Source organism: Amycolatopsis tucumanensis, assembly GCF_021654135.1.
GTDB lineage: Bacteria > Actinomycetota > Actinomycetes > Mycobacteriales > Pseudonocardiaceae > Amycolatopsis_E > Amycolatopsis_E tucumanensis.
This window is the reverse complement of the sequence record NZ_JAKGSD010000017.1, coordinates 15,935-39,611: the sequence shown is the minus strand read 5'-3', so window position 1 is coordinate 39,611 and position 23,677 is coordinate 15,935. Positions and strand designations below refer to the sequence as shown.

Annotated in this window: 24 protein-coding genes; 12 read left to right on the top strand and 12 right to left on the bottom strand. The window is 72.9% G+C overall.

Annotation, left to right across the window (positions count from 1 at the left end; genetic code table 11):
- Positions 1-232: 232 nt before the first annotated feature.
- Entirely contained in the window at positions 233-856 is a 624-nt protein-coding gene (locus tag L2C96_RS18420; RefSeq protein WP_237337123.1) for an alpha/beta hydrolase, read from the bottom strand.
- A gap of 52 nt (positions 857-908) precedes the next feature.
- On the opposite strand from L2C96_RS18420, the gene L2C96_RS18415 reads away from it, so the two are divergent.
- Positions 909-1,706 carry an isocitrate lyase/PEP mutase family protein gene (locus L2C96_RS18415; protein WP_237337122.1) on the top strand — a complete coding sequence of 266 codons (798 nt, stop codon included), beginning with the start codon at positions 909-911 and terminating at the stop codon, positions 1,704-1,706.
- Here L2C96_RS18415 and L2C96_RS18410 read toward each other — a convergent pair.
- Complete coding sequence (locus tag L2C96_RS18410) at positions 1,645-2,850, bottom strand: MFS transporter (protein ID WP_020422147.1); 1,206 nt, start codon at positions 2,848-2,850, stop codon at positions 1,645-1,647. The genes L2C96_RS18415 and L2C96_RS18410 overlap by 62 nt on opposite strands.
- 70 nt (positions 2,851-2,920) lie before the next feature.
- Here L2C96_RS18410 and L2C96_RS18405 point away from each other — a divergent pair, with 70 nt between their 5' ends.
- Entirely contained in the window at positions 2,921-3,814 is an 894-nt protein-coding gene (locus L2C96_RS18405) for a LysR family transcriptional regulator (RefSeq protein WP_020422146.1), read from the top strand.
- A 168-nt stretch (positions 3,815-3,982) separates the two neighbouring features.
- Here the strand turns inward: L2C96_RS18405 and L2C96_RS18400 are convergent, their stop codons facing one another.
- Positions 3,983-4,357, bottom strand: a complete 375-nt coding sequence (locus L2C96_RS18400; RefSeq protein WP_237337121.1) for a MarR family winged helix-turn-helix transcriptional regulator — start codon at positions 4,355-4,357, stop codon at positions 3,983-3,985.
- A gap of 56 nt (positions 4,358-4,413) precedes the next feature.
- Between L2C96_RS18400 and L2C96_RS18395 the strand changes: the two genes are divergently transcribed.
- Entirely contained in the window at positions 4,414-4,866 is a 453-nt protein-coding gene (locus L2C96_RS18395) for a MarR family winged helix-turn-helix transcriptional regulator (protein ID WP_237337120.1), read from the top strand.
- Between the two features lie 9 nt (positions 4,867-4,875).
- On the opposite strand, the gene L2C96_RS18390 is transcribed toward L2C96_RS18395, so the two are convergent.
- Genes L2C96_RS18390 through L2C96_RS18380 form a run of 3 tightly spaced genes read right to left on the bottom strand, consistent with a single transcriptional unit; the run spans position 4,876 to position 8,032 of the window.
- A complete protein-coding gene (locus L2C96_RS18390) occupies positions 4,876-5,151 on the bottom strand; it encodes a hypothetical protein (protein ID WP_237337119.1) in 276 nt (91 codons plus the stop codon).
- Between the two features lie 57 nt (positions 5,152-5,208).
- Positions 5,209-6,477 (bottom strand): amidohydrolase, encoded by a 1,269-nt coding sequence (locus tag L2C96_RS18385; RefSeq protein WP_237337118.1) that lies wholly within the window; start codon positions 6,475-6,477, stop codon positions 5,209-5,211.
- A gap of 10 nt (positions 6,478-6,487) precedes the next feature.
- Positions 6,488-8,032: an AbgT family transporter gene (locus L2C96_RS18380; RefSeq protein ID WP_237337117.1), complete on the bottom strand. Its 1,545-nt coding sequence runs from the start codon at positions 8,030-8,032 to the stop codon at positions 6,488-6,490.
- A 176-nt stretch (positions 8,033-8,208) separates the two neighbouring features.
- On the opposite strand from L2C96_RS18380, the gene L2C96_RS18375 reads away from it, so the two are divergent.
- Complete coding sequence (locus tag L2C96_RS18375) at positions 8,209-9,171, top strand: putative quinol monooxygenase (RefSeq protein WP_237337116.1); 963 nt, start codon at positions 8,209-8,211, stop codon at positions 9,169-9,171.
- Between the two features lie 128 nt (positions 9,172-9,299).
- Here the strand turns inward: L2C96_RS18375 and L2C96_RS18370 are convergent, their stop codons facing one another.
- The 4 genes from L2C96_RS18370 to L2C96_RS18355 are packed head-to-tail and all read right to left on the bottom strand — an operon-like array spanning position 9,300 to position 13,343.
- Positions 9,300-11,234, bottom strand: coding sequence for an aconitate hydratase (locus L2C96_RS18370; protein WP_237337115.1), 1,935 nt, complete (start codon positions 11,232-11,234; stop codon positions 9,300-9,302).
- Between the two features lie 2 nt (positions 11,235-11,236).
- The gene (locus tag L2C96_RS18365) at positions 11,237-12,541 is read right to left on the bottom strand and encodes an NAD(P)/FAD-dependent oxidoreductase (protein ID WP_020422137.1); all 1,305 of its coding nucleotides are present in this window, start codon (positions 12,539-12,541) and stop codon (positions 11,237-11,239) included.
- On the bottom strand, positions 12,534-12,764 hold the full coding sequence (locus L2C96_RS18360; protein ID WP_237337114.1) for a hypothetical protein: 231 nt from the start codon (positions 12,762-12,764) through the stop codon (positions 12,534-12,536). Before L2C96_RS18360 ends, L2C96_RS18365 begins: the two co-directional genes overlap by 8 nt.
- Positions 12,765-12,782: 18 nt before the next feature.
- On the bottom strand, positions 12,783-13,343 hold the full coding sequence (locus tag L2C96_RS18355) for a hypothetical protein (protein WP_237337113.1): 561 nt from the start codon (positions 13,341-13,343) through the stop codon (positions 12,783-12,785).
- A gap of 73 nt (positions 13,344-13,416) precedes the next feature.
- Between L2C96_RS18355 and L2C96_RS18350 the strand changes: the two genes are divergently transcribed.
- Both L2C96_RS18350 and L2C96_RS18345 read left to right on the top strand, forming a co-directional pair.
- Positions 13,417-13,632 (top strand): hypothetical protein, encoded by a 216-nt coding sequence (locus tag L2C96_RS18350; RefSeq protein WP_020422134.1) that lies wholly within the window; start codon positions 13,417-13,419, stop codon positions 13,630-13,632.
- A 101-nt stretch (positions 13,633-13,733) separates the two neighbouring features.
- Positions 13,734-14,225 (top strand): glutathione peroxidase, encoded by a 492-nt coding sequence (locus L2C96_RS18345; RefSeq protein ID WP_237337112.1) that lies wholly within the window; start codon positions 13,734-13,736, stop codon positions 14,223-14,225.
- Between the two features lie 72 nt (positions 14,226-14,297).
- Here the strand turns inward: L2C96_RS18345 and L2C96_RS18340 are convergent, their stop codons facing one another.
- Complete coding sequence (locus L2C96_RS18340; RefSeq protein ID WP_020422132.1) at positions 14,298-14,837, bottom strand: MarR family winged helix-turn-helix transcriptional regulator; 540 nt, start codon at positions 14,835-14,837, stop codon at positions 14,298-14,300.
- A gap of 135 nt (positions 14,838-14,972) precedes the next feature.
- On the opposite strand from L2C96_RS18340, the gene L2C96_RS18335 reads away from it, so the two are divergent.
- The 5 genes from L2C96_RS18335 (at position 14,973) to L2C96_RS18315 (ending at position 20,645) form a co-directional block, all read left to right on the top strand.
- Positions 14,973-15,935, top strand: coding sequence for an MBL fold metallo-hydrolase (locus L2C96_RS18335; protein WP_237337111.1), 963 nt, complete (start codon positions 14,973-14,975; stop codon positions 15,933-15,935).
- A gap of 3 nt (positions 15,936-15,938) precedes the next feature.
- Positions 15,939-17,549: an FAD-dependent monooxygenase gene (locus tag L2C96_RS18330; RefSeq protein WP_237337110.1), complete on the top strand. Its 1,611-nt coding sequence runs from the start codon at positions 15,939-15,941 to the stop codon at positions 17,547-17,549.
- A gap of 11 nt (positions 17,550-17,560) precedes the next feature.
- On the top strand, positions 17,561-18,412 hold the full coding sequence (locus tag L2C96_RS18325; RefSeq protein WP_237337109.1) for an SDR family oxidoreductase: 852 nt from the start codon (positions 17,561-17,563) through the stop codon (positions 18,410-18,412).
- A 110-nt stretch (positions 18,413-18,522) separates the two neighbouring features.
- Entirely contained in the window at positions 18,523-18,798 is a 276-nt protein-coding gene (locus L2C96_RS18320) for a helix-turn-helix domain-containing protein (protein WP_027928655.1), read from the top strand.
- Complete coding sequence (locus L2C96_RS18315; protein ID WP_020422128.1) at positions 18,795-20,645, top strand: Na+/H+ antiporter; 1,851 nt, start codon at positions 18,795-18,797, stop codon at positions 20,643-20,645. Before L2C96_RS18320 ends, L2C96_RS18315 begins: the two co-directional genes overlap by 4 nt.
- Positions 20,646-20,676: 31 nt before the next feature.
- Here L2C96_RS18315 and L2C96_RS18310 read toward each other — a convergent pair whose 3' ends face one another.
- Positions 20,677-22,137: a benzaldehyde dehydrogenase gene (locus L2C96_RS18310; RefSeq protein WP_237337108.1), complete on the bottom strand. Its 1,461-nt coding sequence runs from the start codon at positions 22,135-22,137 to the stop codon at positions 20,677-20,679.
- Between the two features lie 120 nt (positions 22,138-22,257).
- Between L2C96_RS18310 and L2C96_RS18305 the strand changes: the two genes are divergently transcribed.
- On the top strand, positions 22,258-23,316 hold the full coding sequence (locus tag L2C96_RS18305; RefSeq protein WP_237337107.1) for a threonine aldolase family protein: 1,059 nt from the start codon (positions 22,258-22,260) through the stop codon (positions 23,314-23,316).
- Positions 23,317-23,677 lie beyond the last annotated feature (361 nt).

The window sequence follows — 23,677 nt, the reverse complement described above, 5'->3', positions numbered from 1 at the left end:
TGTGTCCCGCCCGTCTGGCTGCGGTCGTCCCCTGGGTGCCGCGGTCTGTCCCGCCCGTCTGGCTGCGGTCGTCCCCTGGGTGCCGCGGTCTGTCCCGCCCGTCTGGCTGGGATCGTCCCCCGGGCGCCGCGGTCTGTCCCGGCCGCCTGGCTGCGGTCGTCCCCCAAGCGTCGCGGCCTGTCCCGGCCGCCTGGGCGCGAGTGACCCGGTGGATCACCGCGGCGAACGGACCTCAGCTCGTCAGCAGTTTCCGCACCTCCGCGATCTCGTCGTCGTTCACCAGGTGCTCGCGGTCCTCGTACACGCGCAGCGTCACTGCGGCCCCCATCCGCTCCAGCAGTCTCGCCGTGGACTCCGCTCGCTCCAGCGGCACCCACTCGTCGTAGCGGCTCGTGCCCGCGAACACCGGCGTGCCCGCCAGCGACCCCGCCGGCGCGCGCTCCTCCGGCCCCAGGTACCCGCCGGTCAGCAGCGCCGCCCCGGCGTACCGCCGCGGCGAGCGCACCAGCAGTTCCGACAACAGGCACGCCCCCTGCGAGAACCCGACCAGGAACACGTCCTCCGCCCCGATCCCGGCCTCCGCGATGCGCGCCAGGAACGCCGCCATCGCGTCCAGCGCGTGGTCCGCCCACGGCTGGTTCACCGCGAGCGGCTGCATGAACCCCGCCGGGTACCACGTCTGCCCCGCCGCCCGTGGCAGCACGTACGCGATGTCCGGCACCGCGACCCGGTCGAGGATCGCGAGCATGTAGTCCGGCGTCTGACCCCGCCCGTGCACGACGAGCGCGGCGCGCCGGGCCCGGTCCAGGGGCGCGCCCGCGAAGACCGGGTCCGGTTCCAGGTGCGGGTTGCTCACAGCACGGATCGTATCGGCCACCACCGACAATTCCCGGCGTTAGCGTTCCGGCATGACCTTCGCCGAGCTGCACCGGACCGGGAAACCCCTGCTGCTGCCCAACGCCTGGGACTACGCGTCCGCGGCCGTCCTCGTCGCCGAAGGCTTCGCGGCCATCGGCACCACCAGCCTGGGCGTCGCCGCCGCGGCGGGCCTGCCCGACGGGACCGGGGCGACCAAGGACGAGACCGTCGCCCTCGCCCGCAGGCTGACCCGGCTGCCCTGCTACGTCACCGTCGACATCGAAGGCGGCTTCTCGGACGACCCCGGCGAGGTCGCCGCCCTCGGCGCGGAACTCGCCTCGCTCGGCGTGGCCGGGGTGAACATCGAGGACGGCCGCGACGGCGGGCGCCTCGCCGAGCCGGCGCACCAGCAGCGGCTGATCGCCGCACTCAAGGACGCCGCGCCCGGCCTGTTCGTGAACGCCCGCACCGACACGCACTGGCTCGGCACCGGCGAGGACCCGGTCGCCCGTGTCCGCGCCTACCGGGACGCCGGGGCCGACGGGGTGTTCGTGCCCGGACTGACGGACGAGACGACGATCGCCGCGGTGGTCGCGGCGGTCGACGTCCCGGTGAACGTCCTGGCGGGCCCGCCCCTGCGGCGGCTCGCCGAGCTCGGTGTCCGGCGGGTCAGCTGCGGCTCACTGCTGTTCCGGGCCGCGCTGGAGGCCGTCGTCCGCACGGTCGACGCGGTCGCGGCGGACGGTGCCATTCCGCCGGTTCCGTCCTATGCGGACGTGCAGGCGCTCAGCTCGCCCGGAACAGCCGCCGCACCACGGTGGCCAGGATCGCCAGCAGCGCCACGGTGAACCCGGCCAGCGCGATCCGCGCGTCCACCACCTGCGTGGCCACCCCGAGCGCGAGCACCGGCACCGCGAGCCCGGCGTAGGCGGCCAGGAACAGCCCGGACAGCGCCTCGCCGCGGTTCTCCGCCGGGGCCAGGCCGAGCACGATACCGACGCTGGCCTTGAAGCCGGCGCCCGCTCCGGCGCCGGCGAGCGCCGCGCCGAGCAGGAACAGCGCCAGGCTCGGCAGCCACACCGCGACCGTCACCAGCACCAGGCCCGCCGTGAGCAGGCCGAGCCCGGTGGCGAGCAACCGCCGCAGCGCCGTCCGCGCCAGCACGATCTGCGCGACCGCCGCGGCCCCGAACACCGCGAACACGCTCGCCCCGGCCAGCGCGTGCGAGTGCTGGTGCAGCGTGTTCGCCAGGAACCCCGGTGCGAGCGAGGTGAACATGCCGAACACGGCGAACTCCGCGAGCGCGGCCGCCCCGGCCGCCAGGTAGCGGGCGCGGGCGTGCGGCGGCACCGACACCCGCTGCGGGTGGTAGCGCACGCGCGTGGAGGTCACCGTCTCCGGCGCCAGCGTCACCGCGAGCGCGCCGATCAGCATCAGCACCTGGAACACCAGGTACGGCACGTGCAGCGGATCGCCGGCGTACTCGGCCAGCAGCCCGGCGACGAGCGGGCCGAGGCCGATGCCGCCGAGGTTCGCCGCGGTCGCCACGACGTCCGCCCGGGTCCGCGAAGCGCCCGGCCGCGCCGCCAGGTGCAGTTCGGTCAGGTGCGCGGTGGCGGTCGCGGTGAGCAGGCCGATGCTGATGCCGGACAGGAACCGCGCGGCGAGCAGCGCGGGCACCGCCGACCAGGCCAGGAACACGACCCCGGCGAGCACGTTGACCAGCACCGCGGGCACCAGCACGCGCCGACGGCCCACCCAGTCGGACACGTGCCCGGCGACGAACAGGCTGGCGATCACGCCCAGCGCGTACGCGGCGAAGACGAGGGTGACGGTGAACGGGCCGAACCCGTCCTTGGCCTGGTAGAGCACGTAGAGCGGGGCCGGGGCGGCGGAGAACCCCATGGTCACCGCGAAGGTGTAGGCGACGAGCCAGAAGCCCGCGCCGTGACGGCGGGACGTGGTGCGCGGGGGAAGGGTCTCGATGATCACGACCCCAGAGTGCGCCCGTTTGCTCATCTCGTCCAACGAATGTTTTCGCTGGCAGCTATCTCGGTGTTAGATGGATGTCGTGGAACTGCGTCAGCTGTCGTACTTCGTGGCGGTCGCCGAGGAGCTGAGCTTCACGCGCGCGTCGCAGCGGTTGCGGGTCGTGCAGTCGGCGGTGTCGACGGCGATCCGGGCGCTGGAGCGGGAGGTCGGGGCCGAGCTGTTCGACCGGGACAGCCGGCGGGTCGCGCTGACCGCCGCCGGCGCGGCGATGCTGCCCGAGGCGCGGACCGCCCTGGCAGCGGCGCGCGCGGCGGCGCAGGCCGCGGCGGGAGCCAGCGGCGAAGTCCGGGGTGCGGTGACGATGGGCACCCTCCTGTCGACCGGGCGGGTCAACGTGCCGCGGCTGCTGGGCCGGTTCTCGCGACGACACCCGCACGCGGCCGTGCGGTTGCAGTACTCGCCGTCGGGGTCGGCGGGACACGTGCGGGCGGTGCTCGACGGGCGGATGGACCTGGCGCTGGCGTCCCTGGCGGGCAAGGTGCCGGCGGGGCTGGCGCACGAGATCGTGACGGAGGAGGACCTGAGCCTGCTGGCCGGGCCGGACCACCCGCTGGCGAGCCGGAGCGGGGTGACGCTCGCCGAGCTGGCGGAGGAGTCGTTCGTGGACTTCCCGGTGGGGTGGGGGAACCGGACGCTGGTGGACCGCGCCTTCGCCGGGGCCGGGCTGAGCAGGCAGGTGCCGCTGGAGGTGTCGGACTACGGCACCGCGCGGGCCCTGATCTGCCAGGGACTCGGGATCGGATTCCTGCCCTCCGGCGCGGCGGGGGACATGGCGGGCGTGGTGCAGGTGCCGCTGGCCGAGCCGCTGCGCTGGTCGGTGTCGCTGATCCACGCGACGGCGCGACCGCTGTCCCCCGCGGCGGCGGCTTTGCTGCGGGAGGTGCACGCGGAGCTGGAGACCTAGCGCGCAGCGTCTGGATTGTGGGCCGCCGTCACTGGGTTTCGGCCATGGCAGGTGCCGTTGGTCGAGCTGGTTGCGCTAGTGGGTGTCGCTGATCCACGCGGCGGTGCTCCGCGCCGTGGTCCCCGCGGCGGCGGCTTTGCTGCGGGAGGTGCACGCGGAGCTGGAGACCTAACGCGCACCCTCGAGATTGGCCGCCATAGTCGCCAGAACCCGCACAGCATCCGCGTACTGGTCCTCCGTCAGCCCGGCGACGGACAGTTCGCGGAAGCGCCGCACCCGCTCGGCGATCTCGGTCCGCGCGGCGCGGCCATCGTCGGTGAGCGTGCCGTCCGCGGTGATCCAGCCGCGGGCCACCAGATCGGCCCGTGCCTCCGCGGCGCCGTCGAACACTTCGAGCGCTTCCGCGCCGTGGCGTGAGGTGTTGAGCGCCTGCCAGTGCCGCCGCGTGAGGCCATGGTCGGCGAGCGCCCGGGTGAGGCCGTCCTCCAGCAGGTTGTGCAGGTGCTTGAGCCAGAAACCGATCGGCTTGTCGAGCGGGTCCACGACAACTCCTATGTAAAATGACATGTAGTTGTCTTCGAGTATGGATGAGGACGGGGATGGACCGCAACGCCGATTCGATCGCCCGCGCGCTGGCCACCCTGCGCCGGGCGCAGTCGCGCCGCGCGCTGGGCCGCTTGTCGCGTGAGCGGGGGAGGACCAGCCCGGTTCCGGACGCCGTGTACGAGCTGCTGGACGTCGTCGCGGCGGCCGATCGACCGCCGACGGTCACCGAGGCCGCCGCCGCGCTCGGGATCGATCAGCCCCGCGCGAGCCGCTTGACCGCGCAAGCTCTGGAAGCGGGACTGGTGCGCCGATGCGCCGATCAGGCCGACGGCCGCCGGTCACTGCTGGAACCCACGGCCGACGGCCGGCGGGCGATCGAGGAGATCCAGGCGTTCCGCGCCCGGGTCGTGGCCGAGGTGACGGAAGGGTGGGATCCGGACGACCGGGCCGCGCTCGCGAAGCTGCTGGCCCGGTTCACGGAGGACTTCAGCGCGCTGGCGCGCTGACCGCGATCTTCAGGCGGCGTGCGCCCGCTGCGCCCGCAGCGCGGCGAGCCCGGCCTCGGTGGGCACGACGGGCACGTCCTCGACCCCCGAGCCGGACGGTGCGGTGATCAGCTTGCGCCAGCGGAGCCGGTCGAGCGCTTCGCACTCCCATGGCGGGACGCGCCCTGCCGCGGCGCCGTCGGGGCCGGCCCACATGTAGCACGTCGGCGCTCCCCACAAGCCGTTGTGGAACAGGATGAGCCCGGCGGCCGTGTCGGCCAGGGCCTGCATGTCTTGCGCGGTCATACCACAAAGGGTGCCCCTCGGCGAGACGAGCACACATCAGCCGAACCACCGAGTCGGCTACGTATTGTCATCCGTACGTGTGATCTGGCGCACCAGAGCTTCCAGCACGTCGACCGCGACGGGCAACGCTGCCTCGTCCACGTCGAAGTACGGGTTGTGGTGCGGCGCGGGGTTGCCGCCACCGACCACCGTGTAGGTCGCGAGACCGCCCGCGCGCTGCACGGCCTCGGCGAACAGGCTGGCGTCGTCGCTGCCGCCCATCTCGTGCGTCCGCACCGCCCGCTCGCCGAGACCGCTCGCGGCGGCCGCCGCGAGCACCGCGTCCAGCAGTTCGTCGTCGCAGTTCAGCGACGTCGAGCCGCCGGTCTCCTCGATCTCCACCGCCACGCCCTGCGCCTGCGCGGCTCCACACAGGACCTGCTTGATCCGCTCGGTGAGGTCCGCGTTCACCGCGCCGTCCTTCGACCGCGCCTCGCAGGTCAGCTCCGCCACCGCGGGCACGATGTTGACGTTGCCCCCGGCGTGCAGGGTACCGACGTTGACCCGCGTGTCGGCGGCGGAAAACCGTGGCAGGCCGTGGATGCCGAGCACGGCGGTCGCGGCGGCGAGCAGCGCGTTGCGGCCGTCCTCGGGCGCCGCCGCCGCGTGCGAGGCGACCCCGGTGAACCGCGCGCGCATCTTCGTCGTCGCGAAGATGCCGGTGATCCCGGCCGCCACGGTCGTCGCGGGCAGGTCGAGGCCCAGGTGCACGGCCAGGAAGCGGTCGACCCCGGCGACGGCGTCCGCGGCGAGCATCGCGCGGGCGCCCCGGCCGCCCTCCTCGGCTGGCTGGAACAGGAACCGCACCGTGCCGGGGAAGTCGCGGTCGGCCAGCCGCCGCGCCAGCGCCAGCCCGATCGCCACGTGCCCGTCGTGCCCGCAGGCGTGCATCAACCCCTCGTACCGCGAGCGGAATCCGTTCGCGGCGGGCGCGTGCGCGGGGTCGTCGGCCTCGGTGACCGGCAGCGCGTCCATGTCGAACCGCAGCGCCCAGACCGGGCCGGGGCGGCGGCCGGCGAGGTCGGCGACGATCGCGGTGCCCTCGGTGGCGAACCGCCGCACGTCCGCGGCGTCCGCGCCCGACGCGACCGCCCGGTCGGCGAAGTCCTGGAGCGTGGCCTCGTCCGGGTACGCGGGCACGCCCTCGCGCCGCATCGCCGCGACACCGGTCCGCACCTCCACCGGGAGTTCCCGCAGGTGCGCGAGGACCGTCGCCGCCGTCCGCACCTCGCAGAAGGCGGGTTCGGGGTGCGCGTGCACGTCCCGGCGCAGGGCGACCAGATCCATCAGGCTCCTCTCAACGCGGCAGGTGCACGTGCACCCCCGGCCCGAACGGGATGTCCCCGAAGTAGAACACGGCCAGCAACGCCACCCACACCACCCAGAACGGGATCACGAAGATCGAGGTCCTGGCGATCAGCGTGCCGAGGCGGAGGTCCGGTTCGTAGCGGCGCAGCACGGTCAGCAACACGAACAGGTACGGGCTGAGCGGGGTGATGATCTGCGTGGCGGAGTCGCCGATGCGGTAGGCCGCCTGCACGAACCCTGGGTCGTAACCCAGCAGCATGAACGCGGGCACGAACACCGGCGCGACGAGCGACCACAGCGCCGAGCCGGACGTGATGAACAGGTTCAGCACCGACACCAGCACCACGAACGCGAGGATCCCGGCGAACCCGGTCAGGTGCACCGACTGCAGGAACTCCGCGCTGCGCACGGCCAGCAGGGTGCCCAGGTTGCTCCACGTGAACACGGCGATGAACTGCGAGATCGCGAGGATCAGCACGATGTAGCCCGCCATGTCCTTGACGGCCTCGGCCATCATCGACGGGACGTCGCCGGGCTTGGTGATGGTGCCGGTCGTGATCCCGTAGGTGATGCCGGTGATCGCGAACGCCAGGAACAGCACCAGGACCAGCCCGGTGAGCAGCGGTGAGTTGATCAGCGAGCCGTTCTCGCCGCGCAGCGGGCTGCCCGGCAGCAGCCACGCCACGGCGACCACCGCCACGTAGACCGCGAGCACGATCGCGGCGCGCCGCAAACCCTTGCGCTGCACCGGTGTCAGCGCCGCGCTCGTCTCCTCCTCCGCGCCATCGGGCGGCGTGTAGGGGCCGAGCCGGGGCTCCAGCACGCGGGCGATGAGCCACGCGCCGAGGAACGGCAGGATCAGCCCGGCCGCGGCGGTGAAGAACCAGTTCATCGCCATCGTGACCTGCGGCTGCACCGCGACCGGGACGACGGTCACCGCCTTCTGGGTGAGCCCGGACAGCAGCGCGTCGTAGCTGCCGAGCAGCGTCCCGGCGCCGTAACCGCCGGTGACGCAGGCGAAACCGCCGATCGCACCGGCCACCGGATGCCGCCCGGCCGCGCGGAACACGAGCGCGGCCAGCGGCGGGATGACGATGATGCCCGCGTCCGCCATGACGTGCGCCTGGAACGACACCAGCGACACCGCGAACGGCAGCAGCCAGCGCGGGGCGCGCGAGAAGACGGCGCGCACGGCGGCTTCGAGCAGGCCGGCACGTTCGGCCAGGCCCACGGCCAGCAGCATCACCAGCACGTTGCCCAGCGGCGGGAAGGTGACGAAGTTGTCGACGAGCTTGCTCAGCAGGAACCGCACGCCCTCGCCGGTGAACAGGCCCTTGACCGCCACCGGTTGCGCCGTGCCCGGAACGGTGACGGTGACGTGGCAGGCCGCGACGACGGTGGTGATCACCGCGAGTGCGGCGAACAGGTAGACGAACAGGAAGAACGGGTCCGGCAGCCGGTTGCCGACCCGTTCGACGAAGGCGAGAACCCGTTCGGCGGGGGATCGCCGTGCCTGCGCTGGGGTGGTGCTCAACCGCTGCCTCCTCGATCGTTTCCGGGCTCAGGATGGCAGCCGACGGTGTCGGCGGGATGTCGGAGTTTTTCGGACAGGTGAAGTGAACCGGACGATGGCAACCCGTCGCGACCCGGAATTGTCGGTGGTGGTGGCTAGCCTCGGCGTGCCGGTTGGATCACGACGAGGGGGACCCGATGACCGAGCTGTTCGAGCTCCGGCAGTACACGCTGCACCCGGGACGGCGCGACGAGCTGGTCGCGTTGTTCGACCGCGAGTTCGTGGAGTCGCAGGCCGAGGTGGGCATGCGGGTGTACGGCCAGTTCCGCGACCTGGACGACCCGGACCGCTTCGTGTGGATCCGCGGCTTCCCGGACGCCTCCCGGAGAGCCGAATCGCTGGCCGCGTTCTACGAACGACATCCCGCGTGGCTGGCACACCGCGAAGCCGCCAACGCGACGATGGCGGATTCCGACGACGTGCTGCTGCTGACGCTGGTGAGCGGGGATCTTGGCGCGGCTGGGGGTTCGCCGCCGGTCTCGGTGAGTGGTGGCCTTGGCGTGGTTGGTGTTTCGCGGCCGGTCCCGGTGAGTGGTGGATCCGGTGTGGCTGGTAATTCGCCGCCGGTCCCGGTGACTGGTGGCCCTGCCGTGGCTGGTGGTTCGCCGCCGGGCCCGGTGAGTGGTGGATCCGGCGTGGCTGGTGGTTCGCCGCCGGTCCCGGTGAGTGGTGGATCCGGCGTGGCTGGTAATTCGCCGCCGGTCCCGGTGACTGGTGGCCCTGCCGTGGCTGGTGGTTCGCCGCCGGGCCCGGTGAGCGGTGAATCCGGCGTGGCTCGTGGATCGTCGGCCGCTGGTGCGGGTGGGGGCGGTGCGGCACCGTTCGAGATCGTGATCTGCCACCCGGAGGATCCGGATGCGTTCCCGGAGTTCTTCCGGCGCGAGCTGCTGCCCGCCCTGAGTGAAGCAGGCGCGCCACCGCTGGCCTCTTTCCGGACTTCCGTGCAGCGCAACGACTATCCGCGCCTGCCGGTTCGCGAGGGCGAGCAGGTGTTCGTCTGGCTGAGCAGATCCCCGGCCCCAGCGGAGCTGCTCCCGGCCGGGCGGCGGCCACCCCAGCGGCTCCGCCTGGCGCCGACGCCACGTTCCTGGCTGCGATGAACCGAATGTCCACAAGGGAGGTGCAGAACGTGGATCCTGACAACTGAAACCAAGCTCCAACCCAGGAGGCCTCGTCGCGAGAGGGGTCCACGCGGCTGCCGTGGTTGGGCGGCTCGCGCAGGCCAGGTTCAGCCTCGGGCGAGGAGGGGGATTCGGCCGCCCTCCAGGACGGCCTCCACCTGCCTCGGGGAGAGCCGGTGCCGCAGCGGGATGTCCACCCCCGTGGTCGTGTCGGTCGCCGTGATCTCCTCGCCTTCGGGCAACTGCGCGCGCAACCCGCGCAGCGCCAGCACGTGTCCCTGCTCGATGCGGTCGTAGTCCGCCGGATCGGTGAACTCCAGCGCGAGGATCCCGAAGTTGGCGAGGTTCTGCCAGTGGATCCGCGCGAACGACTTGGCGATCACCGCGTGCAGGCCGAGGTGCCGTGGCGTGATGGCGGCGTGCTCCCGCGACGAGCCCTGCCCGTAGTTGTCCCCGCCGACGACGAAGTGCCCGCCCTCGGTCTCGCGCGCCCGCGACGGGTACGTCTCGTCGACGCGGGTGAACGTGAAGTCGGCCAGCTTCGGGATGTTCGAGCGGAACGGCAGGGCCGCCGCACCGGCCGGGGAGATCTCGTCCGTCGAGATGTTGTCGCCCACCTTCAGCAGCACGATGGCCTCGATGTCGTCCGGCAGGGGCGGGAAGTCCGGCAGCGACGAGATGTTCGGCCCCTTGACCAGTTCCTCGCGCGCGGCCCGCTCCGGCGGCAGCGGCGGCACCAGCATCGCCGTGTTGACCGTCGCCCGCTCGGGCAGCACCACCGACGGGTAACCCATGCTCAGCTCACGCGGATCGGTGATCACCCCGGTCAGCGCTGCCGCCGTCGCGGTCTCCGGCGAGCACAGCCACACCCGGTCCTCCCGCGTCCCGGACCGGCCTGGGAAGTTCCGCGGGAACGTGCGCAACGAATTGTGGCCGGCCGCCGGCGCCTGCCCCATCCCGATGCACCCCAGGCACCCCGCCTGGTGCAGCCGCGCGCCCGCGGACACCAGGTCTAGCGTCGCGCCCATCTTGGTCAGGTCGGTGAGGATCTCCCGCGACGTGGGGTTCACGTCGAAGCTCACCGCGTCGTGCGTCTGCCGCCCGCGCACCATCGCCGCCGCCACCGCGAAGTCCCGCAGCCCCGGGTTGGCCGACGAGCCGATCACCACCTGCCGCACCTCGGTGCCCGCCACGTCCCGCACCGGCACCACGTTGTCCGGCGACGACGGGCACGCGATCAGCGGCTCCAGCGCCGACAGGTCGATTTCCTCCGCGACGTCGTACACCGCGTCCGGATCGGCGACGAGCTCCTCGAAATCCGCAGCCCGGTCCTGCGCCCGCAGGAACTCGAACACCGCCTCGTCCGCCGGGAAGACCGTCGTCGTGGCGCCGAGTTCCGCGCCCATGTTCGCGATGACGTGCCGGTCCATCGCCGACAACGACGCCAGCCCCGGACCGTGGTACTCCACGATCCGGTTCAGCCCGCCCTTGACGCCGTGCCGGCGCAGCATCTCCAGGATCACGTCCTTGGCCGACACCCACTCCGGCAGCTCGCCGGTCAGCCGCACCCCCCAGATCTCCGGCATCCGCAGGTACAGCGGCTCCCCGGCGATCGCCATCGCGACCTCCAGCCCGCCGACCCCGATCGCGAGCATGCCGAGCGACCCGGCGGCGCACGTGTGCGAGTCGGACCCGACCATCGTCCGGCCCGGCAACCCGAACCGCGCCATGTGTGTCGGGTGTGAAACCCCGTTGCCCGGCTTGGAAAACCACAACCCGAACCGCCGGCACGCCGACCGCAGGAACGCGTGGTCCTCGGCGTTCTTCTCGTCCGCCTGCAGCAGGTTGTGGTCGACGTACTGGACGCTCACCTCGGTGCGCGCCCGGTCCAGCCCCAGCGCCTCCAGCTCCTGCATCACCAGCGTGCCGGTGGCGTCCTGGGTGAGGGTCTGGTCGACCCGCAGGCCGATCTCGCGCCCTGGCACCGGCTCACCCGACACCAGGTGGCTGTCGATCAGCTTGCGGGCGACCGGGAACCCCACAGCTACCTCTGGCTGGCTCGCACGAACTGCTCCCGCGGGTGGTGCTGCTCGCCGGTCGCGACGACCTGGCGCCGGAACGGCAGCGAGATCAGCCAGTCCGCGGCGATCCGCGTCTTGCGGTGCGCGGTCGGCATCGTCATCAGGTGGTACGCGCGGTGCAGCGCCCACGCCGGCCAGCCACGGAGCTTCACGCCGTAGATCTGCGCGACACCCTGATACAGGCCCAGGCTCGCGACCGACCCCGCGTAGGAGTGCCGGTACCCCTCCAGCGGCCCGCCGCGCAGCGTCGCGACGATGTTCTTCGCCAGCACGACCGCCTGCCGCGACGCGTGCTGCGCCGACGGCGCGCACACCGCGCCCGGCTCCTTGCTGGTCACGTCCGGCACCGCGGCGGCGTCACCGGCCGAGAACACGCCCGGCGCGCCGTCCACCTCCAGCGTCGTCGCGCAGCACACCCGGCCGCGCGGGTTCAGCGGCAGGTCGGTGTCGGCGAGCATCGGGCTCGGCTTGACGCCCGCGGTCCAGACGATCGTGTCGGCGTCGAACTCGGTGTCGTCGCCCAGCACGACGTGGCAGTCCTCGCACGACTTGAGCGTCGTGCCCAGGTGCACCTCGAAACCGCGCTTGGTCAGCACGTCGAGGGTGTAGCTCGCCAGCGACGAGCTGACCTCCGGCATGATCCGGTCGGCCGCCTCGACCAGCACCCACCGCAGCTCGGAGCGGTCGATGCCGTAGTCCTTCAGCGCGTGGCGGGTCATGTCCTCCAGCTCCGCCATCGCCTCGATGCCCGCGTAGCCGCCGCCGACGAACACGAACGTCAGCAGCTTGCGCCGCAGCTCCCGGTCCATCGTGCTGGCCGCCAGGTCGAGCCGGGACAGCACGTGGTTGCGCAGGTAGACGGCCTCCTCCAGGGTCTTGAAGCCGATGCCGTGCTCGGCCAGGCCGGGAATCGGCAGCGTCTTGGACACCGAGCCGGGCGCCACCACGAGGATGTCGTAGCCGAGCTGCTCGACGTGCCCGTCGGCGACGCGCAGCGTGACCGACTTGGACGTGGTGTCCACGCCGGTCGCCTCCGCGGCCATCACCTTGCAGCCGGGCAGCACCTCGCGCAGCGGCACGACCACGTGCCGCGGCTCGACGGAACCGGCCGCGGCCTCGGCGAGGAACGGCTGGTACGTCATGTAGGACCGCGGGTCGATCACGGTCAGCTGGGCTTCCTCGGCGGTGAGCCGCTTGCGCAGCTGCCGGGCCGTGGTGGCGCCGACGTAACCCCCGCCGATGATCACGATCCGGGCGGGGTCAGCCACGCAGCGCCTCCTCGTCCGTCTCGAACTCCACTTCCCGCTGCTGCTCGGCGACGTCGCCGGGGTCCGCCTCGGGCGGGAGCCCGGGCTCCAGGCCGGTCTGCCGCGGAGCCTGCACGTTCTGCCGTTGCGCCAGCGCGTCGGCCTCCGGCGCCTCGGGGTCGGGCGGCAGCGGCGATTCCCGCTCCAGCGCCTCGCGCACGGACTCCTCGTCGGGCTCGGTCACGCGGATTCCCTCCTCGTGTCAGTGGGTGTTCTCGAGTTCGGCGATCGCGCGTTCGACACCCGCGACCACGTCCGGGTGGCCCAGCGGCAGCGGCGCGGGGATCCGGTCCTCGGCGCCGCCGGTGCTGTGCGCGACGACCCGCACCGGCACACCGGACTTCGCGAGCGCGTCGATCCGCTCCCGGTGGTCGTCCTCCCAGTGCCGGTCGGCGACCTCGCCGTCGCCCGGCGGCACGAACTGGTCCGCGGCGGGGTCGACCAGCAGGAGCGAGCGCAGCGCGCCGCTGTGCTTTTCCGCCAGCCGCAACGCCCCGTCGGCGAACGGCCCGCTCGCCACCACGTGCACCGCCTCGGCGGGCGGGTCGGACAGGAGGTCGTCGGCCTGGGTCAGCCCGCCGTCGGAGGGCAGGCGGCACCACACGACCTGCCACTGGCTCGTCTTGTCCCGCCAGGTCGCCGGAAGTCCCTCGTGCTTGGCCAGGCCGGTCGGGTCGAGCACCAGCACGGTCGGCCCGTCCGGGGTACCTTCGGTAACGGCGGCCGGGCCCTCGGCACGCACCGGGTCCGGGGAGTAGTTCATCAACCGCTCCTTTCTCCGGTCTCTTGGCTACCCGGGGTGCCGCCGCCCTACACGGATCACGTGCGGACAGGGGATGGACATGCGAGAGCACCTGCAGGAGGTCGCCGACTTCAACGTCCCGGTCACGTCGGCCGAGGACACCGAGATGATCGCGGCGCAGCGACGGCGCGCGGTGCGCGCGGTCGCGTCCGCGGCGGCGAACGCCGAGGACTGCGCGTTGCTGCTGGACGCGCTCGGGTTGAAGCCGGCGGAGGGGATCGCGCCGGTTCCGGCGCAACGGCTCGGCTGATCGGGTGTAACGCTGGTCACGGTCGCCGCCGAAAGGGGAACGGCGCGGCCGGGCCGGCGTTGCCACAGGTGGTAGCTGCCGACCACCGCGGAGGATCTGTCATGGCCCTGGCTGACATCGAGCTGCGCACGCTCGCCGGTGAGACCGCGACGCTGGGCGGGCTGGGGCGCAAGGCTCTGCTCGTCGTGAACGTCGCCTCGAAGTGCGGCCTGACGCCGCAGTACGCCGCGCTGGAGCGGCTGCAGGAACGCTACGGGGACAAGGGTTTCTCCGTCGTCGGGTTCCCGTGCAACCAGTTCGCCGGCCAGGAGCCGGGCAGCGCCGAGGAGATCGCCACGTTCTGCTCGGCGACCTACGGCGTCACGTTCCCCATGTTCGAAAAGATCGAGGTCAACGGCCCCGGCAGGCACCCGGTGTACGCCGAGCTGGTGGAGACGCCGGACGCCGACGGCGTGAGCGGGGACGTGCAGTGGAACTTCGAGAAGTTCCTCGTCGACCCGGACGGCAAGGTCGTGGCGCGCTTCCGGCCGCGGACCGACCCGGAGGCACCGGAGGTCGTCGAGGCCATCGAAGCGGTGCTCCCGGCCGCCTGAATCGGTCAAAGCTTTGACAAACGCGGCGGGACATCGTAGTGACCTGCGCCACGGGCGCCAAGGGGCCAGTTCCTAGAACCGGCGCTTGGCGTCCATCGCCGCGGGGCTCGTCGTGAGCTTCTCCAGCAGACCGATCAGAATGGTCTGCTCCGGCTTGGTCAGCGCGTTGGCCCACGCCTGCTCGCGGGCGTTGTGGGCCTCGTAGGCGCTGGTGATCGCCTCGTGGCCGGCCTCGGTGAGGTTCAGCAGCACCGCGCGCCGGTCGTGCTCGGCCTGCTTGCGCGACACGAGCCCGTCCCGCTCCAGCGTGTTGACCAGGGCGGACACCGCAGCGCGGCTCATCCCGGACAGCTGCGCGACGCGCTTCGCCTCCATCGGGCCGGCCAGCCACAGCGCGAACAGGACCCGGAACCCGCCCCAGCTCCACCCGCGCGGCCGGTGCACGGTCGACTCCCAGTCGTACACGAGTGCGCTGGTCAGGCGGTGCAGCGTCAGACCGAGGCGCATCGCGGTGGCGTCGACCGCCGGCAGTTCGGCGGTCGTCCGCGCGATCGCGTAGTCCACGAACGTCAGGTAGTCCAGCTCGTCGGGGGCAGCCGGTTCTGCGGTCATGCGCCCCAGGCTAGGCGCTGCCCGCCCGCTCATCCGAACAGCGTCCTGATTCGGAAGTAGGCTTCCCTTGCGGAGTGGTCCGCGTTACCCTGACGTCCGTCAAATAGTCAAAGCTTTGATCAAAGGAGGTGCGGGGTGGCTCAGAAGTCGTTCGCCTCGTCCGGCGACCTGACGGAGAAGGAGCAGACCCTGGAGGTGCTCGAGGACGGGGTCTACGCGCTCACCGCCGAGGGCGACCCGAACGTCGGCGCCATCGAGGGGGAGGACTTCCTCGTCTGCTTCGAGGCGCTGGCCACCCCCGTCGCCGCCCGGGACTGGCTCGCGAAGCTGCGCGAGCACACCGACAAGCCCGTCCGGTACCTCGTGCTGTCGCACTACCACGCGGTGCGCGTGCTCGGCGCGTCCGCGTTCGACGCCGAGGTGATCGTCGCGCACGAGAACACCCGCGCCCTGGTCGCCGAGCGCGGCAAGGAGGACTGGGAGAGCGAGTTCGGCCGCATGCCGCGGCTGGCCAAGGGCGCCGAGTCGGTGCCCGGCCTGACCTGGCCCACGCTGACCTTCTCCGACCGGCTCACCATCGACCTCGGCGGCGACCGCGGCGACCTCGTGTTGCAGTACTGCGGCCGCGGGCACACCGAGGGCGACATCGTGGCGTGGCTGCCGCGCCAGAAGATCCTGTTCGCGGGCGACCTGGTGGAGGCCGAGGCGGCGCTCTACACCGGCGACGCCTTCCACCGCGACTGGGCCTCGGGCACGCTGGACCGGGTCAAGGCGTTCGGCGCGGAGGCGCTGGTCGGCGGCCGAGGCGCGGTCAGCCGCGGCCGGGACGCCGTGGACGCCGCGATCGAGCAGACCCGCGGGTTCCTCGACGTGATGATCCGCGAGGTCGGCGCCGTCCAGCGCGCCGGCGGCACGCTCAAGGAGGCCTTCGAGCGCACCCACGCCGCGCTCGCGCCCCAGTACGGCCACTGGCCGATCTTCGAGCACTGCCTGCCCTTCGACGTCTCCCGCCTGTGGGACGAGCTGTCCGGGATCGAACGCCCGGTCATCTGGACCGCGCAGCGGGACCGCGAGGTCTGGGACCAGCTGCAGGGCTGAGCGATGACGACGACGACAGACCGCAAAGTCGCGGTGATCGGCAACGGCCCGGTCGGCCAGACGACCGCGCTGCTGCTGGCCAGGTGGGGCGTTCCGGTGCTGCTGCTGGACGGGCGGCCGGAACGCGACCTGGTCGGCTCCAAGGCGATCTGCCAGCAGCGTGACGTGCTCGACGTGTGGGAGGCCGTGGGCGCCGGGCGGCGGATCGCCACCGAAGGCGTCACCTGGACGACCGCGCGCACCTTCCACCGAGACCGCGAGTTGTTCGCCTACTCCATGGCCGACCCCGGCCGCTCGGCGTTCCCACCGTTCGTCAACATCTCCCAGGCGCGCACCGAGGAGATCCTGGACGAGCGGATCGCCGCGGAGCCGCTGATCGACGTGCGGTGGGGCCACCGGGTCACCGGCATCGCCCAGGACGACGACGGCGTCACGCTCACCGTCGAGGGCCGGGACGACGTGCGGGCCGACTACGCCGTGGCCTGCGCCGGGGCGCGCGGCGACGACATCCGCCGCATGCTCGGCGTCGGCTTCGGCGGGCACTCCTTCGACGACCGGTTCCTCATCTGCGACATCCGCGCGGACATGCCCGGCTGGGCGCAGGAGCGGCGGTTCTACTTCGACCCGGAGTGGAACCCCGGCCGCCAGGTGCTGATCCACCCGTGCCCCGGCTCGACGTTCCGCATCGACTGGCAGGTTCCCGGCGACTACGACCTCGCCGCCGAGGAGGCCAGTGGCGCGCTGGACGCCCGCATCCGCGCGATCATCGGCGACCAGCCCTACGAGATCGTGTGGAAGTCGGTGTACCGCTTCCACTCGCGGGTGGCCGACCGGATGCGCGTCGGCCGGGTCCTGCTCGCCGGGGACTGCGCGCACCTGGTGTCGCCGTTCGGCGCACGCGGCCTCAACTCGGGGGTCGGCGACGCCGAGAACGCGGCCTGGAAGCTCGCGTTCGTCCTGCACGGCTGGGCGGGCGAGGAGCTGCTGGAGTCCTACCACGACGAGCGGCACGCGGCGGCGCTGGAGAACATCGCCGTCACCACCGCCACGATGGACTTCCTGGTGCCGCAGACCGACGAGCAGCACCACCGGCGCCGCTCCGTGCTGGAGGCGGCGGCCACCGATCCGGCGGCGCGGGCGGACGTGGACTCCGGGCGGCTGGCCGAACCGTTCTGGTACGTGGACTCGCCACTGACCACACCGGCTTCGGCGCGGCCGTTCGCCGGGCGCCCGCCGCGCGGCGAGGTGCCGCCGGCCGGCCCGGGGATCCTCGCGCCGGACGTGCCGGTGTCGGTGACCGGCTCCTCGTGCGGCCGGTTCCGCGAGCTGGCCCGCGACGGCGTCCTGCTGCTCACCACCGACGGTGCGGACCTGGACCCGCCCGGGGACACTGTGGACACCGGGGCGCCGGTGCGGATCCTGCGCCTGGCCGATATCGACGTGACCGGCGTGCTCGCCGAAGCGCTGAACGCGCGGCCCGGCGAGGTGTGGGTGATCCGCCCGGACGCCTACGTGGCGGCCGTCCTCACCGACGCGGCGGAGGTGCCCACGGCGGTGAACCGGGCCCTCGGGCAGCGTGCCGCCGAACGTATCCTGCCCGGTGCCGGCACGTGAGAGGGAGGACCATGGGCAGGATCGCCGTCACCGGGGCCACCGGGCAACTGGGTTCGCGGGTCGCCGCGCTCCTCGCGGAACGGGGTGTGCCGCAGCGGTTGTGCGTGCGCGACCCGGCGCGGGCGCCCAGGACCGAGGGCGCCGAGGTCGTGGCGGCGGACTACGCCGACACCGCCGGGTTCCGCGACGCGCTGGCCGGGATCTCGACGCTGTTCCTGGTGTCCGGCCACGAAGGCCCGGAGCGGATGGACCTGCACCGCAGCGCGGTGCGGGCCGCCGCCGAGGCCGGGGTGGACCGCGTCGTCTACACGTCGTTCCTCGGCGCGGCCCCGCTGGCGACGTTCACCTTCGCCCGTGAGCACGCCGAAACCGAGCGGCTGATCCGGGAGTCCGGGCTGCGGCTGACGGCGCTGCGCAACACGCTCTACGCGGACGTCGCGCCGCACTTCGTCGGGTCCGACGGGGTGCTGCGCGGCCCGTCCGCCGACGGGCGGCTGGCGTGGGTGGCGCGGCAGGACGTGGCGCGGCTGGCCGTCGAGTGCCTGCTCGACGACGGGCACGCCGACCAGGTCTACGACGTGACCGGCCCCGAAGCCATCGATCTGCACGAGACCGCGGCGCTGCTGAGCGAGGTCAGCGGGCGGAAGATCACCTACCACGCCGAAACGCTGGAGGAGGCGCGCGCGTCGCGGGCGGGCGCGCAGGACTGGGAGATCGACGGCTGGGTCGGCTCCTACGCGGCCATCGCGACCGGCGAGGTGGCGGTCACCAGCCACACCGTCGAACACGTCACGGGACGGCGCCCGTGGACGTTCGCCGAGTTCCTCGCCGCCGAACCGGAGGCGTGGGCGCACCTGAAGTGACGCGGGGGGCCACCGGCGGGACGTTCAGCGTGCTGACGGTGGCCTTCACGCTCCCGGACCCCGGTGACTATCATCGAGATCCGAGAAGATCACCCCGAGAGGCACCCCGCATGGCGTCGGACAGACCGGCATCCCCCTCGGTCGACCGCACGCTGACCGTGCTGGAGACCCTCGTCGAGGCCGGTGAGGGCCTCACCCTCACCGCGCTCGCGCGGGCGACGGCCATCCCGCTGGCCACGTGCGCCTCGATCGTCTACACGCTGGAAAGCCGCGGCTACGCCCGCCGCCGGATCGTCGGCCGCAGCCACTTCTGGCGCGCCACCCCCCGTCTCTACGAGGTCGCCGCGCCGCTGGCAGGTGAGGCGACGGCGGCGCGATCCCGATGATCGTCGCCGTCGAGCTGGCCGTGCTGGTGGCCGTCGTCCTCGTCGTCACCGGCATCGCGCAGCGCCTCAACTGGTCGCCGCCGCTGTGCCTGGTGCTGATCGGCGTCGCGGCGTCGTTCGTCCCCGGCGTGCCGGACTACCACCTCGATCCCGAGGTCGTCCTGATCGGCCTGCTGCCGCCGCTGCTGTACGCCACCGCGATCCGCACGCCGCTGTACGACTTCCGGGCCAACCGCGTGCCGATCGCGGCGCTGTCCGTCGGCCTGGTCGTGTTCACCACGCTCGTCGTCGGCTGGGTCGTGTGGCTCATCGTGCCCGGCATTCCGCTGGCCGCCGGGTTCGCGCTCGGCGCGGTCGTCGCGCCGCCGGACGCGGTCGCCGCCACCGCGGTCGCCCGCCGGGTCGGCATGCCGCGCCGCATCGTGCGGATCCTGGAGGGCGAAAGCCTGCTCAACGACGCGGCCGCGCTCGTGTCGCTGCGCACGGCCATCGCCGCGATCGCCGGCGCGGTCAGCATCTGGGAGGTCGGCGGCGACTTCCTGCTCGCCGCTGGCGGGGGCGTCGCGGTCGGCGCGCTGATCGGGTGGGCCGCGAGCCTGCTGCGCCGCCGCCTGACCGACCCGGTGATGGACACCGCGTGGTCGCTCGTCATCCCGTTCCTGGCCTACCTGCCCGCCGAGGCCATCCACGGCTCCGGGGTGGTCGCGGTCGTCGTGGCCGGGCTGATCATGGGGCACCAGACGCCGAAGCTGCTGTCCGGGCCGTCCCGGCTGGCCAGCAGGCTGAACTGGCGCACCGTCCAGTTCCTGCTGGAGAACGTGGTCTTCCTGCTGATCGGGCTGCAGGTGCGGCGCATCGTCGAGGAGGTCGGCGACTCCCGGCTCTCCGCGTGGGAGCTCACGCTGATCTGCGCCGGGGTGCTGGCCGCGACCATCCTGGCCCGGATCGTGTGGGTGTTCGGGTACGGGTTCGTGGCGCGGATGCGGCCGGGCGAACGCACGCCGTGGTCGTACTTCGCGGTGATCTCGTGGGCCGGGATGCGCGGCGTGGTCACGCTCGCCGCCGCGTTCGTGCTCCCGGACGACACGCCGCAGCGCGCGGTGCTGGTGCTGGCGGCGTTCGTCGTCGTGGCCGGAACGCTGCTGCTGCACGGCATGACCCTGCCCGGCCTGGTGCGCCGCCTGCGCCTGCCACCGCCCAACCCGGCGGAGGACGCGCTGCAGGAGGCCGCGCTGCTGCACGACATGACGTCCGCGGGCCTGGCCCGGCTGGAGGAGATCCGCCGCCCGGCCGACCCGCCCGAGGTCATCGACCGGTTGCGGGACAAGCAGTCGTACCGGTCGGACTCGGCGTGGGAGAACCTCGGCAGGCTGAGCGCGCTGGAGGAGACCCCCAGCGACGCGTACCGTCGGCTGCGCGCCGAGATGCTCGCGGCCGAGCGGGACGTCCTGCTCACCGCGCGGGACCGGGGCACCGCCGACGACGAGGTGCTCCGGCGGGTGATGGACGGACTGGACATCGAGGAGTCGCTGCTGGAGCGACCCGAGGAGGAGCCGGGCATGGAACGTGAGCTGGAGACCCCCGAGGCCACGGCGGGCACCTGCGAGCACCTGGAAAAGGCACGCGTGCCGGAGACCGACGCCGAGGGCTGCGTCGACTGCCTGCGCGAGGGCTCGTCGTGGGTGCACCTGCGGCTGTGCCTGGAGTGCGGGCACGTCGGCTGCTGCGACTCGTCGCCGCGCAAGCACGCCACGCAGCACTTCCACGACACGCGTCACCCGGTGATCCGCAGCTACGAGCCCGGCGAGAACTGGCGCTGGTGCTTCGTGGACGGGATCGTCGGCTGAGCGGGGGCGCCCTCGGCGCCCCCGCCGCGCGTCAGAACGGGTAGCCGGCGACGTCGCCGCGCATCGTGACCCAGCGGGTCTCGGTGAACGCCTCGATGTTCGCGGCCGGCCCGCCGAAGCGGGAGCCGGTGCCGGAGTCGAACACGCCGCCGAACGGGGCCAGCGCCTCGTCGTTGACCGTCTGGTCGTTGATGTGCGCGATGCCGGTCGGGATGCGGTCGGCCAGCGCCAGTCCCTTCGCCACGTCCGCGGTGATGATGCCCAGCGACAGCCCGTACTCGCTCTCCGACGCGAGCTTCGCGGCCTCGTCCAGGCTGGTGAACTTCGCGACCGGGGCGACCGGGCCGAACACCTCCTGGTCGTAGGCGGGCACCGAGGGGCCCGCGCCGGCGAGCACGGTGGCGCGGTAGAAGAGGTCCTCGTAGGTGCCGCCCGCGGCGACCTTCGCGCCGGCGTCCACACTGGACGTCACCAGGCCGTGGATCTTGTCGCGCTGCTTGGCGTCGATGATCGGGCCGAGCGCGACCTGCTCGGTGAACGGGTTGCCCACCGGCAGGTGGCTGGCCTTGTCCGCCAGGCGGTCCACGTATTCGTCGTAGAGCGAGGCGTGCACCAGGTGCCGCCCGGTGGTCATGCAGATCTGGCCCTGGTGGAAGAACGAGCCCCACGCGGCGGCGCTCATCGCCTGCTCCAGGTCGGCGTCGTCGAGCACGATCAGCGCCGAGTTGCCGCCCAGTTCCAGGTGGGCGCGCTTGAGGTGGCGGCCCGCGGACTCGCCGACCGCGCGGCCCGCGGCGGTCGATCCGGTGAACGAGATGACGCGGACGTGCTTGTCCTCGACCAGCGCGGCGCCGACGTCCGGGCCGCCCGGCAGCACGTGCAGCACCCCGGCGGGCAGCCCGGCCTCCTCGAAGACCCTGGCCAGCGCCACGCCACCGCAGACCGCGGTGCGGGGGTCCGGCTTGAGCACGACGCTGTTGCCCAGCGCCAGCGCCGGCGCGACCGAGCGGATCGACAGGATCAGCGGCGCGTTGAACGGCGCGATCACGCCGACCACGCCGGCAGGCACGCGGCGGGCCATGCTCAGCCGCGGCGCCTCGCTCGGCAGGACCTCACCCGTCGGGTGGGAGGGCAGCGCGGCGGCCTCGTAGCACTCCTGCGCGGCGACGTGCAGTTCGAAGTCGGCCTTGCCGGGGATGCTGCCCGACTCGCGGATCAGCCAGTCCTTCAGCTCGGCGGCGTGCTGCTGCCACAGGTCGCCCGCGCGGCGCAGGACCGCGGCGCGTTCTTGGAAGGAGGTCGCCGCCCAGGTGCGCTGCGCCTCGGCCGCCTTGGCCGCGGAGGCCGCCAGGTCCTGGGGTGAGGCGATGCCGACGCGCCCCAGTTCGTCGCCGGTCGCGGGCTCGATGACGGCCGCGTCGCCGCCCGCCGCGCGCTCCCAGCTGCCGGTGAAGACGCGTCCGGTCCACTTCTCGTCGTCGAGAAAGCTCACTGTCACTCCTGATGCGCGAGGTTTTCCGCCATCCTCCTGGGCTGTTCGGGCCGCGCCAGTGGGTCTTTCACTGAGTGGAAGGCCGGAAAACTGTCGGTGGTGGCTGCGATGATCGCGCTCATGGACGACTCGAAGATCCGGCGGACGCTCGCCTCGCACGGCCCGGTGCGGCGGCGGCCACGGGCGGTGCTCGAACGGATGCTGGCGCTGGCGGGGGAGGACCTGTCGCCCGCGGAGCCGGTGGCGGCCCTGGAGGCGCGGATCGCGTCGCTGCTGGGCAAGCCGGCGGCGTTGTTCTTCCCGAGCGGGACGATGGCGCAGCAGGCGGCGCTGCGGGTGCACGCGGACCGGTCCGGGCGGCGGACGTTCGCCGCGCACCCGCACACGCACCTGGACAACTGGGAGGACAAGGGTTACGCGGCGGTGCACGGGCTGCGGTTCCGGCCGGTGGGGGACCGCAACGAGCTGATGACGCTGGCGGACCTGGAGGCGGTGGGGGAGCCGCTCGCGGCCGTGGTGTGGGAGCTGCCGCAGCGGGACCTCGGCGGGTTGCTGCCGTCGTGGGACGAGCTGGTCGCGCAGACCGGGCTCGCGCGCTCCCGCGGCGCGGCGGCGCACCTGGACGGCGCTCGACTGTGGGAGTCGCAACCGTTCTACGGCAAGGATTTCGGCGAGATCGCGGGCCTGTTCGACAGCGTGTACGTGTCGCTCTACAAAGGACTGCAAGGCGTGCGGGGAGCGGTGCTCGCCGGCGACGAGGCACTGGTGTCGGAGGTGGCGGTCTGGCGCCGCCGGCTCGGTGGCGCGATCGCCGACGCGTGGCCGCTGGCGCTCGCGGCGCTGGACGGGCTGGACTCGGTGCTGCCGCGGATGCCGGAGTTCCACGCCCACGCCCGGTCCCTGGCGGCGGCGATCAACCAGGACGGCGTGGCGTACGCGCACCCGGACCCGCCGCAGGCCGGGATGTTCCACGTCCACCTCCCGGCGCCGAAGGCCGCGGTGGAGCGCGCGGCGGAGGAGCTGATCGCCGAGAAGGGCGTGCAGTTGTTCCTGCGGGCGCGCTCGGCGCCGGACCCCCGGCGGTGCTCCTTCGAGGTCAGCGTCGGGGAGACCACAATGGACTTCACGCCACCGGAGGTGGTCGCCCTGCTGCACGAGCTGCTCGACCGCGCGCGCTGAGCCGCGCCGACGGCGCTGAGCCGGGCCACGCGCGATCGTCAGCCGCTCGGGCGCGGGAAGCCGCTCGGCCACCGCCGCGTCGTCCAGGCGGGCGCCGAGGAACACCAGCGACCGCAACGGGCCAGCGTCGGCCAGCGGCTGCTCGGCCGCGCGCGCTGAGCCGCGCCATTCAGGCGGGCGCCGAGGAACACCAGCGACCGCAACGGGCCAGCGGCTGCTCGGCCGCGCGCGCTGAGTCGCGCCACCGGCGGTCGTCGCCCGGTCGCCGGTCGCTGCGGCGTCGTTAACGAGGAACACCAGCGACTGCAACGGGCCAGCGTCGGCCAGCGGCTGCTCGGCCGCGCGCGCTGAGCCGCGCCAC

What these genes read in the sequence shown, in the direction of transcription:
- L2C96_RS18415 (WP_237337122.1), top strand. Translation starts at nt 909, where the DNA reads ATGACCTTCGCCGAGCTGCACCGGACCGGGAAACCCCTGCTGCTGCCC.
- L2C96_RS18405 (WP_020422146.1), top strand. Translation starts at nt 2,921, where the DNA reads ATGGATGTCGTGGAACTGCGTCAGCTGTCGTACTTCGTGGCGGTCGCC.
- L2C96_RS18395 (WP_237337120.1), top strand. Translation starts at nt 4,414, where the DNA reads ATGGACCGCAACGCCGATTCGATCGCCCGCGCGCTGGCCACCCTGCGC.
- L2C96_RS18390 (WP_237337119.1), bottom strand. Translation starts at nt 5,151, where the DNA reads ATGACCGCGCAAGACATGCAGGCCCTGGCCGACACGGCCGCCGGGCTC.
- L2C96_RS18385 (WP_237337118.1), bottom strand. Translation starts at nt 6,477, where the DNA reads ATGGATCTGGTCGCCCTGCGCCGGGACGTGCACGCGCACCCCGAACCC.
- L2C96_RS18375 (WP_237337116.1), top strand. Translation starts at nt 8,209, where the DNA reads ATGACCGAGCTGTTCGAGCTCCGGCAGTACACGCTGCACCCGGGACGG.
- L2C96_RS18355 (WP_237337113.1), bottom strand. Translation starts at nt 13,343, where the DNA reads ATGAACTACTCCCCGGACCCGGTGCGTGCCGAGGGCCCGGCCGCCGTT.
- L2C96_RS18350 (WP_020422134.1), top strand. Translation starts at nt 13,417, where the DNA reads ATGGACATGCGAGAGCACCTGCAGGAGGTCGCCGACTTCAACGTCCCG.
- L2C96_RS18345 (WP_237337112.1), top strand. Translation starts at nt 13,734, where the DNA reads ATGGCCCTGGCTGACATCGAGCTGCGCACGCTCGCCGGTGAGACCGCG.
- L2C96_RS18340 (WP_020422132.1), bottom strand. Translation starts at nt 14,837, where the DNA reads ATGACCGCAGAACCGGCTGCCCCCGACGAGCTGGACTACCTGACGTTC.
- L2C96_RS18330 (WP_237337110.1), top strand. Translation starts at nt 15,939, where the DNA reads ATGACGACGACGACAGACCGCAAAGTCGCGGTGATCGGCAACGGCCCG.
- L2C96_RS18325 (WP_237337109.1), top strand. Translation starts at nt 17,561, where the DNA reads ATGGGCAGGATCGCCGTCACCGGGGCCACCGGGCAACTGGGTTCGCGG.
- L2C96_RS18320 (WP_027928655.1), top strand. Translation starts at nt 18,523, where the DNA reads ATGGCGTCGGACAGACCGGCATCCCCCTCGGTCGACCGCACGCTGACC.
- L2C96_RS18315 (WP_020422128.1), top strand. Translation starts at nt 18,795, where the DNA reads ATGATCGTCGCCGTCGAGCTGGCCGTGCTGGTGGCCGTCGTCCTCGTC.
- L2C96_RS18305 (WP_237337107.1), top strand. Translation starts at nt 22,258, where the DNA reads ATGGACGACTCGAAGATCCGGCGGACGCTCGCCTCGCACGGCCCGGTG.